The sequence below is a fragment of the Ferruginibacter lapsinanis genome (assembly GCF_020783315.1).
GTDB classification, from domain to species: Bacteria; Bacteroidota; Bacteroidia; order Chitinophagales; family Chitinophagaceae; genus Ferruginibacter; species Ferruginibacter lapsinanis.
In genome coordinates, this window is record NZ_CP086063.1 from 862,669 (window position 1) to 879,898 (window position 17,230).

The window sequence follows — 17,230 nt, forward strand, 5'->3', positions numbered from 1 at the left end:
TTTGCATAAATTTCTTGTTTGTTACCCCCGGTATCTTTCTGAAAACCATAGGGGAAAAGTGTTAGCGAAGTTAATAACATTTTACAGATATTTCACATTTGGGGTTTAGTAATCAACTGTTTCCGAAATTCCTCCGTTACCTTTGCCGCCATGCATTACGCTTCAATAGAAAATATCAGTAAATCTTTCGGGGTAAGAACCCTTTTTAAAAATATCACTTTAAACATAGAAGAAGGCGATAAAATAGCGCTTGTTGCCCGAAATGGTAGCGGAAAAAGCACTTTATTGAAAATTATCACGGGGCTCGATACCCCTGATACCGGTACTATTTGGGTACATAAAGACATTAAGGTGGTGATGCTTCAGCAGGACAATGATTTTGATAATGAGAAAACTATTTGGGATAATGTGCTCCGTTTGGATAATCCTGTTGTAAAACTGGTGAAAGAGTATGAACTTTTTTTAGAAGAGGGGCAGGAAGACGTGGATAAACTTGGCGACCTGATGGCACGGTTAGATGACCTTAATGCCTGGAGCTTTGAAAGTGACCTCAAACAAATTTTAGGAAAATTAAACCTGCATCACTTAAATGAAAAAGTGGGCAACCTCAGTGGCGGACAAAAAAAGAGAGTGGCATTGGCGCAGGCGCTGATAGAAGCAGATCTGCATCAGGGGCGTTGTTTATTAATATTGGATGAACCTACCAACCATTTGGATGTTAGTATGATCGAGTGGCTGGAAGATTATCTGGCAGCATCAAAACTTACCCTGTTGTTGGTAACGCATGATCGGTATTTCTTGGATGCGGTATGTAATGAGATAGTAGAAATTGATGAAGAAAAAGTGTATGTATATAAAGGTGACTATGATAATTTCTTAGAGCAAAAAAGTTTACGATTAGAGGTTCAGCAAAGTGAGTTACAAAAAGATAAAAATATTTTCAGAAAAGAACTGGAATGGATGCGTAAGCAACCGAAGGCCCGAACTACAAAAAGCAAAAGCAGGCAAGATGCTTTTGTTGAAGTAGAAGAAAGGGTTAAGCAACAGAAAGATGTGGAAGAAGTTAGTCTGCAGGTGAAAATGACCAGGCTTGGTGGTAAAATTTTAGAGTTGAAGAAAGTATATAAAAGCTATGGCGATCTGAAAATAATGAACGGCTTTGATTATACTTTTAAACGTGGCGAAAGAATTGGTGTTGTGGGTAAAAATGGGGTGGGTAAATCTACATTTTTAAAAATTGCGTTACAACTTGAAGAGCCGGACAGTGGTAAGATCAACCATGGAGACACCGTAGTGTTTGGCAATTTCAGTCAGGATGGATTGGTATATAAAGAAGATAAAAGAGCCATCGAATATGTAAAAGATATGGCAGAATATTTCCCGTTGGCAGATGGCACCAAGATCAGTGCCAGCATGTTCATGGAGAAATTCGGTTTTTCTGCAGAGCAGCAATTTACTCCACTGAGTAAACTAAGTGGTGGAGAAAAACGCAGATTGCATTTAATGAGTGTTCTCTTCCTAAACCCCAATTTTTTGGTGTTGGATGAACCGACCAATGACCTGGATCTGCAAACTTTACGTACACTGGAAGAATTCTTAATGGATTATCCCGGCTGTATTTTGATTGTTAGCCATGATCGTTATTTCATGGATAGAATGGTTGACCATTTATTTGCTTTTGAAGGTGATGCAGTAATAAGAGATTATCCCGGAAACTATACGCAATATAGAGCGGCCGTGGCCAATGGTAGTCTTACAGATGAAAGACAATTGATCAAACAAGCGCCAAAAGCAGCTGCTGAAGAAGTAGCCGTTGAAACAGTTGCAAAACCAACTAAAACCAGTGCGCCTAAATTATCTTTCAAAGAAAAATTTGAATTTGAAACAATAGAAAAAGAAATGCCTTTACTGCAAAAAGAAAAAGCTGAACTGGAACAAAAAATGAATGAAGGCAATTTAAGTTTTGACGAATTGCAAAAAGCCGCTGAAAGAGTAGGTATTATTGTTCAACAACTAGATGAAAAAGAAATGAGGTGGTTGGAGTTAAGTGAGAGAATTTAATTGGTAAATAATATTTCGCTTGTCCCATCTCCTGTTTCTGTTATATATGCTTCTAACTCAAGATTAAATTTTTGCAGATATGCTTTGCCGGTTTTTTCTATAAAACCTTCAATTGCATCAGCGGCAATAATATTGATGGTACAGCCTCCAAATCCGCCACCCATCATTCTTGAGCCAATCACAGCCACATTATCGAGTGTTTGCTCTACCAAAAAATCAAGCTCAGGACAACTGACCTGATATAACTTACTTAACCCTTCATGTGTAGCATACATGAGTTTTCCAAACCCGATCAGGTCATGTTGTTGTAATAGTTCTGCGGCCTTCTTGGTTCTTAAAATTTCTTCTATTACATATTGACAGCAGTCGTACACCTCTTTTTTCATTTCATCTTTACATGAAATTATCCTCTCAGCACTGTAAATATCTCTGAAAGATTGAATATTTAATTTTGATTGTAAAATAGCCAACCCTTCTTCGCATCTTTGTCGGCGTACATTGTATTCTCCGCTCGCTAACGAATGATGCACTTTTGTATTTAGTAATACGATTTTATAGCCGTCTAACTGCAAAGGAAAATATTGATGTTCGAGGTTTTTACAATCGAGCAATAATACATTGTCTTTTTTGCCCATCATATTGGCAAACTGATCCATGATGCCACATTTCACATTAGGGAAATTATGCTCGGCCCTTTGACAGAGACGGGCCAACTCCACTCTGCTTAGCCCACAATTAAACAATTCATTCAATGCAAAAGCAAGTCCGCCTTCAACTGCAGCTGATGAACTGATACCACTACCACGAGGAATATCTCCACTAAAAACACAATTAAATCCCTTGATGCTTTTCTTCAACAATAAAAATTCATTGACCACACTTAGTACATAATTCTTCCAGCTATTGATCTTTTTAATTTCATGGATATTTATAGAAAACCACTCATCAAAATCAATAGCATAAAAATGACATTCATCTGTACCATTTTGTGCTACAGCATAATAAACTCCTTTATTAATAGCGGCAGGCATCACAAAGCCATCGTTATAATCAACATGTTCACCGATAAGGTTTATACGGCCCGGTGAAAAAAACAATTGAGGTTGAACAGAAAAACTTTCTGAAAATATTTTTTGTATTCGGCTGGCAATCGAATTCATGCAATTAAGTTAGAGGCGTTATTTTATACGAGGTTGTGAAATTAGCTTTTTCTTTTGGTTGTAATATCTTTAATCCTATTCCATTATTGAACGTATCCGGAATAGCGCTCAGGTTTTCTATGGCAATACTCTTGCGATGATCGGGTGTATATATCTGCAGATAAGGATATGTTTTATCCGGACGAATCTCTATTTGTATTTTTTTTTCTTTGTCACGCAATACACACAGTGGCTGGCATTCTGCAAAATTCACACTAAAGCAATCATCAAATTTTGTATCTCCGATTTTTTTTAATGATCCAAATTCTTCATATACTTTCTTTTCTCCTGTCGGAATCATATCACTATCAAAAAGCATTTTTTCTTTGCTTTGGAATTCCAGTAAGAGATCATCTATCTTTCCATTGAAAGTAAAATAAGGATGCCAGCCATCCTGAATAGGTATTGCATTTTCATCTTTATTAATAATATCTGTCGATATTGTTAATAAACTATTGGCTTGTAATAAATAAGTGATGATACAGTCATAATGAAATGGATAACCTTCGTCTGTCCCCTTGTATTGGTATAATAAAGACACTCCGGCATGATCATCAGAAATATGTTTATTGATCATTTCAAAAGAGGCATCATATAACAGACCATGTAACGCACTTTTTCCTAATAAAAATTTTTTGATACTATATCCCTGATCAGCAAAAACATAGCTGGCATTTTTTATTCTGCAGGCAAACGGAGAAAGTTTGCAACTTTTAAACCCTTTCGAAGAAACATTTTGAGCAAAATCGTTTGCGTCATCATAATGATCTATCACATTCATTCTCTCTCCATTATGCACTATCGTAAATGCATGAAGGATCGCTCCGCATGAAGGAATTACTTCAACGGCTGTATCGCTAATGGTATCTTTTAAAACTATTTTAGCAAACCCGTCTTCAATTGTATTATCAACCGTAAATGACATAATCGTTGTGTGAATGTACTAAATACTTCTTATCAAATCCACTAAAACCGCTGTCCACCCTGTTTGGTGACTGGCACCTAAGCCACTCGACGTATCTCCATGAAAATATTCATAAAAAAGAATAAGATCCTTGTTTTCGGGATGATGATAAAACCAATTGTAACTACCATTTACCGGCCTGTTCCCTTTTTTATCTTTTTCAAAAATATGCAGAATACGTTGAGTGAGTTCGGTTGCTACTTCTTTCAGGTTAATGAAATTGCCGGACCCTTTCGGGTATTCAACTTTTAATGTATCACCATAAAACTCGCCGTATTTTTTTATGGCTTTGATGATCAGGTAATTGATAGGCATCCAGACAGGGCCACGCCAGTTGCTGTTCCCTCCAAACAGATCTGAAGTAGAATCCCCGGGATCGTATTGAATAGAGTAGTTGGTATCTTTTAAAGAAATTGAATACGGATTATCCAAATGGAATTTAGATAATGCCCTGATACCTCCTTTAGACAAAAATTCTTTTTCATCCAATAGCTTATCCAGTATCTCCACTAATCTTTCTTTTAATACTAACGACAACAACTGATCATTCCCATCGCTTGTTTCTTCATTTGGTAAGAATAAATTATTGTTTATTCTGTAATTATCAAACCAGTTGGTTCTTTTTCTGAAATCACTCAGTGTCGCCAATGATTTTCTATCGATGATAGAAACCGCAAATAGAGGTGCTATCCCAACAATTGATCGCACTTTTAACGGAACCGGGTGTTGGTCTCTTAAAGACAATACATCATAAAAGAAATTATCATCTTTATTCCATAATCCTAATTCATTTAGCGCTTCTGCAATGATTACAAAGTGCTCGTAGAATTTAGTTGCAGCATCTTCAAAAGAATTATCGGTCATTGCAATTTCCAATGCAATATCCATCATGTTCAAAGCATACATACCCATCCAGCTTGTGCCATCGGCCTGCTCTAAGGACACATCATCATGATGTTCATCAATGCTCCTGTTAAAAACACCAATATTATCAAGGCCTAAAAATCCACCACCAAAAATATTATTCCCATTCTCATCTTTTCTGTTTATCCACCAGGTAAAATTGATGATCAGTTTTTGAAAGATCCTTTTTAAGAACTGTACATCTCCTACTCCCTTCATTTCTTTTTCACGATGATACACCTGCAAAGCTGCAAATGCATGTACCGGAGGATTGACATCACTAAAATTCCATTCATAAGCAGGTATCTGTCCCGATGGATTCATATACCATTCTCTTGTTAACAGGATCAACTGATTCTTCGCAAAACAAGGATCAATGATACTCATAGCTATACAATGAAAAGCCGAGTCCCATGCAGCATACCATGGATATTCCCACTTATCGGGCATGATAATGATATCCTGATTTTTTAAATACTTCCAGTTATGATTTCTTCCATTAAGACGTTGATCTGATAATGGAGTAATGCCATCACTGGTATTTATCCAGCGTTCTACATCGTAATGATAAAACTGTTTACTCCACAATAAACCTGCAAATGCCTGGCGTTGAATATTGAACAGATCTTCCGAAGTTTCTTTTGGTAAAATAGAATGATAAAATTCGTCTGCTTCATTTTTTCTTTGCACAAAAATATTTTCGAAGCCTTCCGCAAAAGGAGCATCAAATAATTGGTTGGCCAATCTAAGGTATATCGTTTCGGAATGACCACCTTTTATCGTACGATTAAAAACAGGTGCACATTTGGTTCCCTGCTTTTTCTCTCTTACCTCTTTTACACGTTTACCATTGATGATTGCCTCATGAAAAGCATCTTTTACAAACGGAGTATCATTGGGTTTACCGAAAAGCTTTTCTTTATTTGTTTCATTTTCTGTAAAAAACAGATCGTCCGGTTGTTGAAAATACAGATACTGCGAACCTAATTTTTCATGGGTGGTTTTTACCGCGTTACTATTCAAAAATTCAATATTAGGTTTTTGTCTTGCCTTACTGCTATATTGCCAGCGATTATAAAACCAAAGTGTTGGTAATACTGTTATTGGCGCAGCAACCTTCCCTCTGTTAACGATCTCTATTTTAATAAAAATATCATCGCTGTTGTTTTTTGCATACTCTACAAAAACATCAAAATATTTATTCTCTTTAAAAACATCGGTATCTAACAGCTCGAACTCGACATCATGCTTACTTCTGTGCTGGTTATTACTTTTCAGTTCTTCATATGGAAACGCCGCCTGAGGATATTTATACAAGTATTTCATGTAATAATGTGTTGGCACATTATCCAGATAATAATATAATTCTTTTACATCTTCTCCATGATTTCCCTCACCGTTTGTAAGTCCGTATAATCTTTCTTTCAATATCGGATCTTTGCCATTCCATAACGCAACAGCAAAACATAAATTTTGAAAATAGTCTGAAATACCTGCCAGACCATCTTCTCCCCAACGATAGGCTCTGCTTTTAGCATGGTCATGTGGAAAATAATTCCAGGCATCTCCTCCTTCGCTATAATCTTCACGTACCGTACCCCATTGCCTTTCACTAAGATATGGACCCCACTTTTCAAGTGGAATTGGTTTCAACGCGTTCTCATTCAAACGCTCCTGCTCTGCAGATATATTTGTTGGCCTCATTAATTAATCGTTTGTTGAATATGATGTCAATGTCATAACACGTTCGGACAAAATCAGTTGTCTGCAAGATATTATCAACTACGCAGTTGGGTGATTCCTAAAAACACTAATCTGACATTATTTGTAAAAGCCTATATTAAAACCTCCGGCTTTCATTTCAATATTGAAAATAACACATTTCTACCGTCTTCTTACATTTTTTTATAACCATTGATGATGAAATTTGTCACAGCTCTTAGCCGTATAGTTTCTATATTGCACAACAATCTTTGTTAAATGACCTTTTTCAATAATAATTTTAAAGCATATCTTTTTTTGAGCTTCTGTGCTTTACTTTATTTTTTCCCATTTTTTATCACCGGAAAAAATACCATTTTCCCAATCGTCGATAATCTGGATTGTTATTATGTATGGAATAAAATAGCAGCTCAACCTCAGTATGCCTGGGCTAACCCTTCTGCAATTATTGCTGAATATATGAATGGTCTACCGAGATTCACTTTGATAAACAGCTACTCATTATTCTTTTTTCTGAACATTTTTTTCTCCGCCTTTTATGCTGCTACTATTCATATAATATTGATTCATACGATCGCTTGTTTTGCGATGTATGCATTTGCAGTTAAATATCTGACCAGAGGAAATATTATTGCTGCCATCGTTGCCGCCATCGTTTTTGGATTTAGAGAATATATATATGCCTACGGCCTTAGCCTTGCGTTGCTCCCCTTGTTGGCAATGGTATTCATCAATTTTATTAACAATAAACAATCGACTAAAGATTGGCTCTTTTTATTGATCTACCCGTTCTTATCCAATTTTCAATCTGTAGGTATTTTCATCTTAGGACTTTGGTTCGTTTTATCAGTTTATTTTATCATTGCAAAGAAACTGCCTGTTGCTAAATTTTTTCTTGCACTGATGAGTATGGGGTTATTGTATTATGCAAATAATTATCCAACTTTAAATAATTTGCTGTTTGATAGTTACTTTATCTCCCACAGAAAAGCATTTGCAGTTAACAGTATTGCTCAACGTATGGGAAATATCTTAACTACCGAAGAACCTCACAATCTAGATTTTTACCTGACATTCATCTTCGACAGAAAGATCTTTGTTCTTTGCGGATTCATTCTTTACAAAATGTATAAGTCGAAACATGAAAGTTTTAAGTTATTCCTTTTTATCACTGTAGCAATGATTTTTTTTCAATGCCAATTTATTATTTTAGATAGTGCTGCTTTAAAATATTTACAGGAAAAAGTATTGCTTTTCAGAATGTATCATTTTAATAAATTATTTGTCTTCGAACTTTTTTTTCAGGCAATGGCTTATGCTATTATTGTGGCTTACCTGTTATCTGTATTTAAAACTAAATGGGCTGGGATTGCGGTTATTTTATTGATGCTGCCTTTTGTTGTAAGACTTTCATTATTCTGGAAACCAATCATTGGATTGCAGTGGCAAACAAAAGCCAGGCCATATCAAGGATATTATTCCCCTGACCTGTTTGAGCAGATTAAACAACGCATTGCTTTACCTGTAAATAAATATAAAGTTGCATCATTTGGAATACAACCTGCTGTTGCCTCTTACAATGGCTTATATACTGTTGATGGATATATTAATAATTATCCGCTGACGTATAGAAATCAATTCAGAGAGGTCATACAAGAGGATCTTGCTTTGATCAATAAACAATTCAAGTTTAGTGAATTTGACACCAGAGGACATTTTTGTTATTTGCAAACTGTTGATCTGATTAAAAACGGCAACATGCAAATTCCAATTGACAAGCTAAATCCAATTAGTGTTCCGCAGGAGGTTCATTGGAATTTTGCAGCATTAAGATCTTTAGGTTGCAACTACATTATTTCTTCGATTGAAATTAAAACCAATCAGGTTGAATTGATCGATCGATTAGAAAATCATTTTTACAAACTTTATTTATACAAAATATAGTAAATTCGTTTAAACCTTATCTGTACAAGTGTCAATTATAAAATCTCCCATACAATATTATAATAATATTCAACTCGAATATTTTAGTCAGAAAATAAAAAAGACTATGGTGCCGGCCAATACTCCATATGTAAACCGGCATGTAGATGAACTCCTTAGTTATGGTAAAATAACCAGAACAGACAGAATATTGGATGTTGGCTGTGGTATGGGCAAATACACACTTAATATGCTTGCAAAAGGCTATAAGGTTGAGGGATTGGATCTAAATGCATTTTTATTGCAACAATTTTTAAGATACAACGACAATCGTTTTCCTGTAAAACTTCATTTAGCTGATATCATTGAAGCGCCTGAAGAACTAAATGAACAATTTGATTATGTTATTGGATTTATGGTTTTACATCATCTGCATATTTTACACACCTGCTTTCAATCTATGTACAGATTATTAAAACCGGGTGGTAAAATTATTTTTTTAGAGCCCAATCCTTACAATCCCTTATTTCATATGCAGATATGGTTTACACCAGGCATGAGTTACGAAGGAGAAAAAGGATTAAAAGACATGACACAAAAAAATATTACCAAAGCATTGAATTTTGCAGAGTTCACCAATGTTGATATTCATCGTTTTGGTGCATTTCCTCCGGCAGTGTACAATTCAAATCTTGGAAGAAAAATAGACCATGCGTTTTCCAAGGCTTCTATACTTTCGCCTGTGATGGCATTTCAATTAATTTCTGCGACAAAGCCTGTTGCAATTTAACATGAGTACAGCACAAGTATCATACCCGGCAGAAGCACACCGACTTACTAGGGAGCTGGAAGACGCTTCATTCTGGTATCGTCATCGCACAACTATGATCATTAAAGCCTTACAAAAATATGTTACAGGTAAGCCTGTAATATATGATCTGGGGGGCGGCAATGGCCCTGTTACAAAAGCTTTGATGAATGAGGAATATCCCTGCGTATTGGTAGAAGCAATGCCAGATGCCATTATAATAGCCAATGAAAGAAACATTGAAGCAACTATTCAATCTTCCATTCAGGATTTTAAGCAGACTTCGTTACCGGTAGTTGTATTAGCAGACGTTTTAGAACATATAGAAGATGATGCTGCAGTATTAAAACAACTGTATGAACAAATAATATCCGGAGGAACTATCATTATTACAGTTCCTGCATTTGAGCACCTTACAACAGATATTGACAAAGAAATTGGTCATTACAGAAGATACCGAATCAATGACCTGTCAAAGAAATTAATGAATGCAGGATTTGTAGTCAGTCACAAAACATACTTTTTCTCTTTGCTTTATTTGCCTTTTCTTTTATTCAGAGTACTGCCATATAAATTCGGAGTAAGAAAAAGAAAAAGTGCAACACGTAGAAACAATGAGCATTTATCTAAAACAACATGGCTGAATAAGCTGGCATTAAAGACCCTACAATGGGAAGCAGATTGGATAGGATCAGAACGCATTATTCCTTTTGGCACTAGTTGCTTATTGGTAGCAAAAAAACCTTAAACAGTACGAATGAAATTTAATAGCAATACTTTTGAACTTTTTTTATTTACCACCAATGTGTCCACGGCAAAGGAATGCCTTGCTGCGGGAGTAAATGCAATTATTATTGATTGGGAAAACAAGGGGAAAGATAAAAGACAAAACGGCTACCCTACTCAAATAAACTACGATACAACAGATGATCTGATCAATATGCGCAATAATATTTCTGAAAAAATAATTTGCCGCATTAACAAATTTGATCCGGAATACTCTGCTGATGAAATTGACCTAGCGATCAGCTGTGGTGCTGATGAGATCTTTTTACCGATGGTAGAAAATAAAGAAGAGGTTTGCAAAGTTATTGATATGATAAAAGACAGATGCAAATTGGGGATTTTAATTGAAACTGATACGGCTGTAAAAAACACCCCTCATTTCACAACATTGCCACTTTCCAGAATTTATATCGGCTTAAATGACCTCCAAATCAGCAGGCAATCTTCTAATATGTTTTTACCGTTGATAGATAACACAGTAAAAAACATTAAAGAACAGTTTATTAATATTCCTGTTGGCGTTGGTGGCATTACACATCCTGATGAAGGAAGTCCTATCCCCTCAAAGCTATTAATCCAGCAATACATCAACTTAAATATAAATTTTAGTTTTTTGAGAAGAGCATTCCTGGGTGATCTGAATAAGTATGGTGCTGAAAAATTACTTGGAGAGATACGAGCACACCTAAACCGATCTGATCAAACAGCAATAGCAGAAACACATGAGCAGTTAAAATCATTTTTATTGTAACCTCCTTAATGAGTAAAACATTATTATTATTATATAAAGCCAGCGTAGCGCATCTGAATAATCTGCAAAAGATTGCTCCCGACTGGAGCATTTTACATACTACCGAAAAAGTAGTGGCCGAAAAAATGATAGAAAACGCTGAGGTAGTTATGGGTAATCATCATCTTTGCGAAAGTCTTCCTTTTAATAAACAACAATTAAAATGGGTGCAAACAAATTCTGTGGGCATCGATTTCATTTTAAAAAAATGTGGCAGCAATCTTGAAGGAAAAATTGTTACCAATGCAAAAGGTGTATATAATAATGAAATATGTGAACATACGATTGGGCTTATATTAACCTTACAAAGAAATCTTCATTTAATAAGAGATGCTCAACAGGAGCACCGTTGGGAAAGACCAATGCAACTTCCTTTATTATCCGGCAAGCAGGCAATGATCATCGGCTATGGAAGTTTAGGAAAAGCGATAGAAGAAAAGCTAACAATGTTTGGAATGAAAATTTTTGGTGTAAATACCAATACACAATATTTTTTTGATGAAACCAACACAACAAAAAAACACTGGAAAGAACTACTTCCTGCAATAGAAATTGTTGTATTGGCCCTACCTTACACAAAAGATACCATTAACTATTTTGGAGAAAAAGAAATAGTACAATTATCCCCTAATGCTATTATAATAAATATTGGCAGAGCCGGTACATTGGATGAAAAAACTTTATATACACAATTAATTGCAGGAAAAATTCGTGGTGCAGCATTAGATGTATTTAATGATGAGCCATTAGATGCTACACATCCGGCCTGGGACATAAAAAATTTATTTGTTTCGCCACATATGGCAAGAAGCAGAGAAATCAACCCTCCTTTTCAATTCGAAAAGTTATTTGAAGAAAATTTTAGCAGGTATATCAATAAAAAGCCTCTGTTAAATATTGTAGATACAATCAAAGGATATTGAATGAAAATCAGTTTTGTGATCCCCATTTTTAATAATGCTGCAACTATATTGATGCTTAAGGATCAACTTGCAGGCCTAAGTGTAAAAAACAACTGGGAATACGAAATAATTTTTGTGAATGATTGCAGCAGAGATAATTCATTACAAATTCTTTCCTCTTTAAAAGACCATTCAACAGTCATTCATTTAAAAAATAACAAGGGACAAAGCACAGCTGTACTCATGGGGTTAAAATTTGTTACAGGAAATATTGCTGTTGCAATGGATGCAGATTTACAAGACCGCCCTGATTTTATCCCCCTGCTGGTTGAAAGAATAAACGATAGTACGGACGTGGTTTTTAGCGGCAGAAGCGGCAGATACGAAGAGCAAACAAAATTAATATCCGCAAAAAGTTTTAAGTTCATCCTGCACCTGTTAAGCCGTAAAAGACTACCGGCTGATGCCTGTATGTTTTTTGCAATTAAACAATCGGCTATCGCCCCACTGTTAGCTTATACCGGATCTAAACCCTATTTACTTTCTTTAATAGCAAAGCAACAGTTACGTTGTATCAGTATACCGTATATTAGAGCGGCAAATAATCTTACTAAAAGCAATTACACATTTATTAAAAGATGGAAAGTTGGTATAAAGGGAATTATGAACTTCTTTGTGTTAAAAGAAAAAGACCTCCCGATTGACGAGTATTTGATCATTCATCAAAACAAGGATTAAATAAAAAACGCCTCAGGTATTTCTACCCGAAGCGTTTATTATCAGCAAGCAATCATGAACAAAAAATTATAAATTATTTAAAAAATCCTTAATCGCTTCTAAAGATAGTCTCGTAGGGTTAATATTTACATTTTGATACCTGCCATCAGACGGCTTGTTGGTTACAAAACTGTTGTGACCTAAATAATAAAAATTCCCTTCTTTTGTGATACTTATTACTCTCACAGATTTGCCACCGGGCAAAGCGCTACTAATAAATTTTTTGGACGCTACATCTGCCGACATACCTAACACAGATACTTCATCATTTGAAATCACATACGATACAGTATTTGCATTGGTGAAATTTGTTGGCAAGGTTAAAGAAATTTTTACAGAATCGCTTGCACCAATATTATAAAAATAATTGCAATTCAACCATTGCAGGCGATTGGTATAAATATCATATCCGCCACTGAAAGGAACGACTTTGTTATTCCCATTTAATGTATCGCTACACTGCAGCCAGTTAAACAACTGCGGATCCGGATTAACATCATCCGGATTAAATAATTTCATGGCTGATGAAATATATGCATCATTTGTATAGTGCAGTTTTATTTTTTTATCAGTACCTAATTTCAATTTAACTCCATCTTTTTTAGCCTGAATAAATACAGACCCTCCTGATATAAGCATTCTGTTGTTAGATACAGTTGGTTTAGACATTCTTATCAGATCACCTTTTTTCTTTAACAAATATGACTCCAGCTGAACTTTTCCCGTTGTTACAATCCCATTGTTATCAACGAAAGGGCTACCTGGAAAAGTACATTCTAATCCCGATGCAAATGCAACCGTATAATTAGTATTTACAATATCGAAGCTATCTTTATCAGCAGTAAATGTGAGGGAATTTCTTAAAAGATTTACCGGCATAGCCGCAGTCACAGTAGTATACCAGGTATCATCCGGACCCGTGATCTGCCCGGGATCGGGAGTGAATATATCCGAATCTTTAGTGCAGCCATTGAAAATCAATCCCCCGAATAATAAAACCGATAAATATAAAATTTTTCTCATTGCTAAATTACTATGTCCTTTTTGTAGATTCCTTAAAGTGTTGGAATGTTGCCTGTTATTTTAAATCCAGCCTTACCCCTACGTGTAACCCGACTGTATTGTATTTTTGTTGGAGCGTAAGGCCAGCCTTGCTCATTGGTTGTAAATTGTATCTGAAGTATGGCTCTGCCAGTACATGCAGTTGATCTGTTATTTTATAATAAACTCCGATCCCACCCGTTAAACCAACACCTACATTGTTTTTAAATTGATAGGGAGAAGTTGTTGATTTACCTGTGGTAATTGTCACTGGCTGATAAGTAGTATCTAATACCTCACCTTTTTGCCAGCTATATATATTTATCATAGCTCCTGCATTGATATTTACATGCAGTCTTCCATTTCCCAATTCATATCCTACTAATAAAGGAATATCCAATGTGCGGTATTTATTATAAGTAGTTTTTGTTCTTGTTCCTGTCACTGTGTAACTGGCGGTAGTATCGCCGGAAACAGGATCAACAATATAAGTTGTTTGTATAAGATTGCTTTGTACAAAACTGAATTTTTCATTTACCTGACTATAATTTACCCCGGCTTTTATACTCATGCCGTTGTTAAACACTCTGGTATATCTGATACCAGCACTATATGCGGAAGATACTTTTGTACTTGCTTTCCTTTTTTGCAGATACTCAGATTTTGATGTGTCTTTAAAGTTTCTTAAAGTAAAGTCTGGGCCGGCGTACATTTCAATATATCTCTTATTTCCTGCAGCAGCTTCTTCTACAGTAGGGCATCCTGGTAATGCTACATTTGGAAATTTTCGATTTTGAAGCATTGCAGATGATTGTTCAGCAGCTGCAGTATTCATAGTGCCAAATAATAATCTGCTCATTAATGTTTCTCCATAAGTATGTGCATTACCATCATCCAGCAATTCAGTTTCTTCATCAGGTTTTTGTATACTCGTTAGCGGATAAATTGCAACTGAATTTTGTTGTTGATTATTCTTTATTTCCCCTGTTTGATAAATATTATTATTTTGATTTTTTTCTATCCCTGATACCAATTGTTGATCTGGTGATAGCAAGCTTTTCGTTGCATCAGCTCCCGTAATATTTTTTTGTGAATTGACTGTAGTACTTTGCGCTATTGAAGCTATTGCATTTGTATTAGTTGCTCGTTCTGCTTTTTTAGAATAATCAGACCTATTCAAAAATAATATTGCGGAAGACACAATCACCAATCCACCCAATACTAACATTACATTTTTGGTAGTAAAAAAGCTTATCCAAAAACCTACAGGTTTTCTTTTTCTTCTTTCCGCAACAATATTTTCCCATATACGAGGAGATACTGTCGGAGAAAGATCTGCCAACTCTGATTTCACAAAAAAATCAAAATTCCTCTCTTCACTCATCATACGGCAATTTTTTGAAGTTGTATAATCTGCTTTTGTAACATTATCCTTGCTTTTACTAATTGACTTCTACTGGTACCCGGTTGTATGCCCAACATTTCTGCAATCTCGTCATGTTGATATCCTTCGATAACATACAGGTTAAAAACCATCCGGTATCCATCCGGTAAATTATTTACCAGTTCCATCAATTCCTTTTGTGTTAAATGAGAATAAGCTGACGGCTCGAGAGCACTTTCATCTTTATCCTTTATTTCATATCCAGATATTTCTTTAGAATATCTGGTAAGCGTATATTTTTTCAGGGCTGTGTTTACTACAATCCTTCTAATCCATCCTTCAAACGATCCCTCGAACTTGAACTGGTGCATTTTATCAAAAACTTTGATAAAAGCATCCTGCAAAATATCTTCTGCGTCCTCTGCATTACGGGCATAGCGGTAACACACGCCCAACATTCGGCCGCTGAAACGGTTGAATACCTCTTTTTGGCAAGCGGCATCTTCCTTAATACAGGCTTTTATCAATTGCTCTTCGGTCAATTTCCTTTCTGTTTATCCGAGCCGTTTATATTATGATACTTTACAGATATAATACGCTGCCCGGCTCAGTTTATTACTATTAAGGTACAAAAATCAGGCAATATTTTGCGATTTTAACATAAAAACCTGATTTGAATACTATCTTTATAGCCTGTTGATTTTTACAAAAACATTTATAGTCAACCACTTACATCAAGTTGCAAACCTCAGATGGAAACCGCTTATAACAAAGAAGAGTTAATAAAAGCATTAAGTCGTGCTACCGCACTGAATGAAAGCCTTAAGGAACAACTGCAGGATTGTGAAAATACATTATCCAAACGAAACAGACAGATCGATTCCCTTGAAAAAAAAATAGATGAATTAACCCTGTCTAACAGCCAATTGAATAATTATCTGATAGAAGTTAAACAACTGGAAAGTAATATAGATACTTTAAAATACAATATTGACCAGGCTAAATATATAAATTCTGATCTGGAAAAACAGGTAGACATCGCCGTTAGTTCCGGACATAGCCTGTCTGATCTGGAACAAAAATATACTCACTTGCAAACACAACTTACCGATCTGCAAAATCAAATACAAAATCTCAACGACCGTAATCTTATATTACAGCAGAAAAACAGTCGCATTGCTGAGCTGGAAAGTCTTTTAGCGGAAAGAGAAGGGCGAACAGATTTTAACGAAGATGAGTCTATCTGAGCAAAGGGGGCAAAAATAACGAGATAAAACCTTGCGAACCTCATTTCCTTTTTCTATTTTACTATTCTAAAATTTACTACCATGAATTTAATAGAAAGAGTAAAAAATATTATCATCACCCCAAAAACAGAATGGGAGAAAATAGCAACTGAAGAACAATCTCTCTCATCCGTGATCAGCACGTACGTTGTCCCGCTTGCTGTAGCAGGAGCTATCGCTACTTTTATCGGTTGGGCATTCATCGGTATCGATTATGGATTTTTTAGAATGAAAGGTATCGGCTGGGGTGTAAAAATGGCTGTCATCCAACTTATCTCATCTATAGTTGGCGTTATTGTTACTGCATTTATCGTGGATGCGCTAGCCCCTTCGTTCGGATCTGAAAAGAATATCAATAGATCGGCCCAATTGGTAGCATATGGTTACACTCCCTCCTTTATCGGTGCATTATTAGGCGTGTTACCCTCCATTGGTTGGCTGGGAGGACTGTTTGGGCTTTATGGCATTTACCTTATATACCTGGGACTCGGTCCAATGAAAAAAACGCCAGAGGACAAAAAAGTAATTTATATGGTAGTTACTATTGTCATCCTTATTGTCGTTTATCTCATCTTAGGATTGATATTAGGCAGCCTACTGGGCACAAGGTTACCTGCCGCCAGTTTATCACTTTAACATATCAGTATAAAAAATTATAAAAAAGCGTCTTCCCTTAAGGGAGAT

The 17,230-nt window shown here is 35.7% G+C and carries 15 protein-coding genes; 9 read left to right on the forward strand and 6 right to left on the reverse strand.

The features are described from left to right. Nucleotides 1-150 precede the first annotated feature (150 nt). Nucleotides 151-2,061 (forward strand): ABC-F family ATP-binding cassette domain-containing protein, encoded by a 1,911-nt coding sequence (locus LK994_RS03710; protein WP_229761538.1) that lies wholly within the window; start codon nucleotides 151-153, stop codon nucleotides 2,059-2,061. Here LK994_RS03710 and galK read toward each other — a convergent pair. From galK to LK994_RS03725, 3 genes are read right to left on the reverse strand one after another with little or no spacing between them, the layout of a single operon-like run. After that, nucleotides 2,058-3,221, reverse strand: coding sequence for a galactokinase (gene galK / locus LK994_RS03715; protein WP_229761539.1), 1,164 nt, complete (start codon nucleotides 3,219-3,221; stop codon nucleotides 2,058-2,060). The two genes, LK994_RS03710 and galK, sit on opposite strands and share 4 nt — an antisense overlap. Before the next feature lie 4 nt (nucleotides 3,222-3,225). Then, nucleotides 3,226-4,185: an aldose 1-epimerase gene (locus tag LK994_RS03720; RefSeq protein WP_229761540.1), complete on the reverse strand. Its 960-nt coding sequence runs from the start codon at nucleotides 4,183-4,185 to the stop codon at nucleotides 3,226-3,228. 18 nt (nucleotides 4,186-4,203) lie between these two features. Continuing rightward, complete coding sequence (locus LK994_RS03725) at nucleotides 4,204-6,831, reverse strand: MGH1-like glycoside hydrolase domain-containing protein (RefSeq protein ID WP_229761541.1); 2,628 nt, start codon at nucleotides 6,829-6,831, stop codon at nucleotides 4,204-4,206. A 276-nt stretch (nucleotides 6,832-7,107) separates the two neighbouring features. On the opposite strand from LK994_RS03725, the gene LK994_RS03730 reads away from it, so the two are divergent. Genes LK994_RS03730 through LK994_RS03755 form a run of 6 tightly spaced genes read left to right on the forward strand, consistent with a single transcriptional unit; the run spans nucleotide 7,108 to nucleotide 12,796 of the window. Next, complete coding sequence (locus tag LK994_RS03730; protein WP_229761542.1) at nucleotides 7,108-8,793, forward strand: DUF6044 family protein; 1,686 nt, start codon at nucleotides 7,108-7,110, stop codon at nucleotides 8,791-8,793. A gap of 28 nt (nucleotides 8,794-8,821) precedes the next feature. Continuing rightward, nucleotides 8,822-9,562, forward strand: coding sequence for a class I SAM-dependent methyltransferase (locus tag LK994_RS03735; RefSeq protein WP_229761543.1), 741 nt, complete (start codon nucleotides 8,822-8,824; stop codon nucleotides 9,560-9,562). A gap of 1 nt (nucleotide 9,563) precedes the next feature. Then, nucleotides 9,564-10,328, forward strand: a complete 765-nt coding sequence (locus LK994_RS03740; protein WP_229761544.1) for a class I SAM-dependent methyltransferase — start codon at nucleotides 9,564-9,566, stop codon at nucleotides 10,326-10,328. A 9-nt stretch (nucleotides 10,329-10,337) separates the two neighbouring features. Further along, nucleotides 10,338-11,117, forward strand: coding sequence for an aldolase/citrate lyase family protein (locus LK994_RS03745; protein WP_229761545.1), 780 nt, complete (start codon nucleotides 10,338-10,340; stop codon nucleotides 11,115-11,117). An 8-nt stretch (nucleotides 11,118-11,125) separates the two neighbouring features. Continuing rightward, nucleotides 11,126-12,079: a D-2-hydroxyacid dehydrogenase gene (locus tag LK994_RS03750; RefSeq protein ID WP_229761546.1), complete on the forward strand. Its 954-nt coding sequence runs from the start codon at nucleotides 11,126-11,128 to the stop codon at nucleotides 12,077-12,079. After that, the gene (locus LK994_RS03755; protein ID WP_229761547.1) at nucleotides 12,080-12,796 is read left to right on the forward strand and encodes a glycosyltransferase; all 717 of its coding nucleotides are present in this window, start codon (nucleotides 12,080-12,082) and stop codon (nucleotides 12,794-12,796) included. Between the two features lie 66 nt (nucleotides 12,797-12,862). On the opposite strand, the gene LK994_RS03760 is transcribed toward LK994_RS03755, so the two are convergent. The 3 genes from LK994_RS03760 to LK994_RS03770 are packed head-to-tail and all read right to left on the reverse strand — an operon-like array spanning nucleotide 12,863 to nucleotide 15,802. Further along, a complete protein-coding gene (locus tag LK994_RS03760; protein ID WP_229761548.1) occupies nucleotides 12,863-13,858 on the reverse strand; it encodes a hypothetical protein in 996 nt (331 codons plus the stop codon). 55 nt (nucleotides 13,859-13,913) lie between these two features. Next, nucleotides 13,914-15,263: a PorT family protein gene (locus tag LK994_RS03765; protein WP_229761549.1), complete on the reverse strand. Its 1,350-nt coding sequence runs from the start codon at nucleotides 15,261-15,263 to the stop codon at nucleotides 13,914-13,916. Then, nucleotides 15,260-15,802: an RNA polymerase sigma factor gene (locus LK994_RS03770; protein WP_229761550.1), complete on the reverse strand. Its 543-nt coding sequence runs from the start codon at nucleotides 15,800-15,802 to the stop codon at nucleotides 15,260-15,262. The genes LK994_RS03765 and LK994_RS03770 overlap by 4 nt, the downstream gene beginning before the upstream one ends. 210 nt (nucleotides 15,803-16,012) lie before the next feature. Between LK994_RS03770 and LK994_RS03775 the strand changes: the two genes are divergently transcribed. After that, nucleotides 16,013-16,507 (forward strand): hypothetical protein, encoded by a 495-nt coding sequence (locus tag LK994_RS03775; protein ID WP_229761551.1) that lies wholly within the window; start codon nucleotides 16,013-16,015, stop codon nucleotides 16,505-16,507. A gap of 81 nt (nucleotides 16,508-16,588) precedes the next feature. After that, entirely contained in the window at nucleotides 16,589-17,182 is a 594-nt protein-coding gene (locus LK994_RS03780; protein ID WP_229761552.1) for a Yip1 family protein, read from the forward strand. Nucleotides 17,183-17,230 lie beyond the last annotated feature (48 nt).

Bases quoted from the DNA above. Each gene is read 5' to 3' on its own strand.
- LK994_RS03760 (WP_229761548.1), bottom strand. From the start codon at position 13,858: ATGAGAAAAATTTTATATTTATCGGTTTTATTATTCGGGGGATTGATT.
- LK994_RS03710 (WP_229761538.1), top strand. From the start codon at position 151: ATGCATTACGCTTCAATAGAAAATATCAGTAAATCTTTCGGGGTAAGA.
- LK994_RS03725 (WP_229761541.1), bottom strand. From the start codon at position 6,831: ATGAGGCCAACAAATATATCTGCAGAGCAGGAGCGTTTGAATGAGAAC.
- galK (WP_229761539.1), bottom strand. From the start codon at position 3,221: ATGAATTCGATTGCCAGCCGAATACAAAAAATATTTTCAGAAAGTTTT.
- LK994_RS03745 (WP_229761545.1), top strand. From the start codon at position 10,338: ATGAAATTTAATAGCAATACTTTTGAACTTTTTTTATTTACCACCAAT.
- LK994_RS03755 (WP_229761547.1), top strand. From the start codon at position 12,080: ATGAAAATCAGTTTTGTGATCCCCATTTTTAATAATGCTGCAACTATA.
- LK994_RS03720 (WP_229761540.1), bottom strand. From the start codon at position 4,185: ATGTCATTTACGGTTGATAATACAATTGAAGACGGGTTTGCTAAAATA.
- LK994_RS03730 (WP_229761542.1), top strand. From the start codon at position 7,108: ATGACCTTTTTCAATAATAATTTTAAAGCATATCTTTTTTTGAGCTTC.
- LK994_RS03750 (WP_229761546.1), top strand. From the start codon at position 11,126: ATGAGTAAAACATTATTATTATTATATAAAGCCAGCGTAGCGCATCTG.
- LK994_RS03765 (WP_229761549.1), bottom strand. From the start codon at position 15,263: ATGATGAGTGAAGAGAGGAATTTTGATTTTTTTGTGAAATCAGAGTTG.
- LK994_RS03740 (WP_229761544.1), top strand. From the start codon at position 9,564: ATGAGTACAGCACAAGTATCATACCCGGCAGAAGCACACCGACTTACT.
- LK994_RS03780 (WP_229761552.1), top strand. From the start codon at position 16,589: ATGAATTTAATAGAAAGAGTAAAAAATATTATCATCACCCCAAAAACA.
- LK994_RS03775 (WP_229761551.1), top strand. From the start codon at position 16,013: ATGGAAACCGCTTATAACAAAGAAGAGTTAATAAAAGCATTAAGTCGT.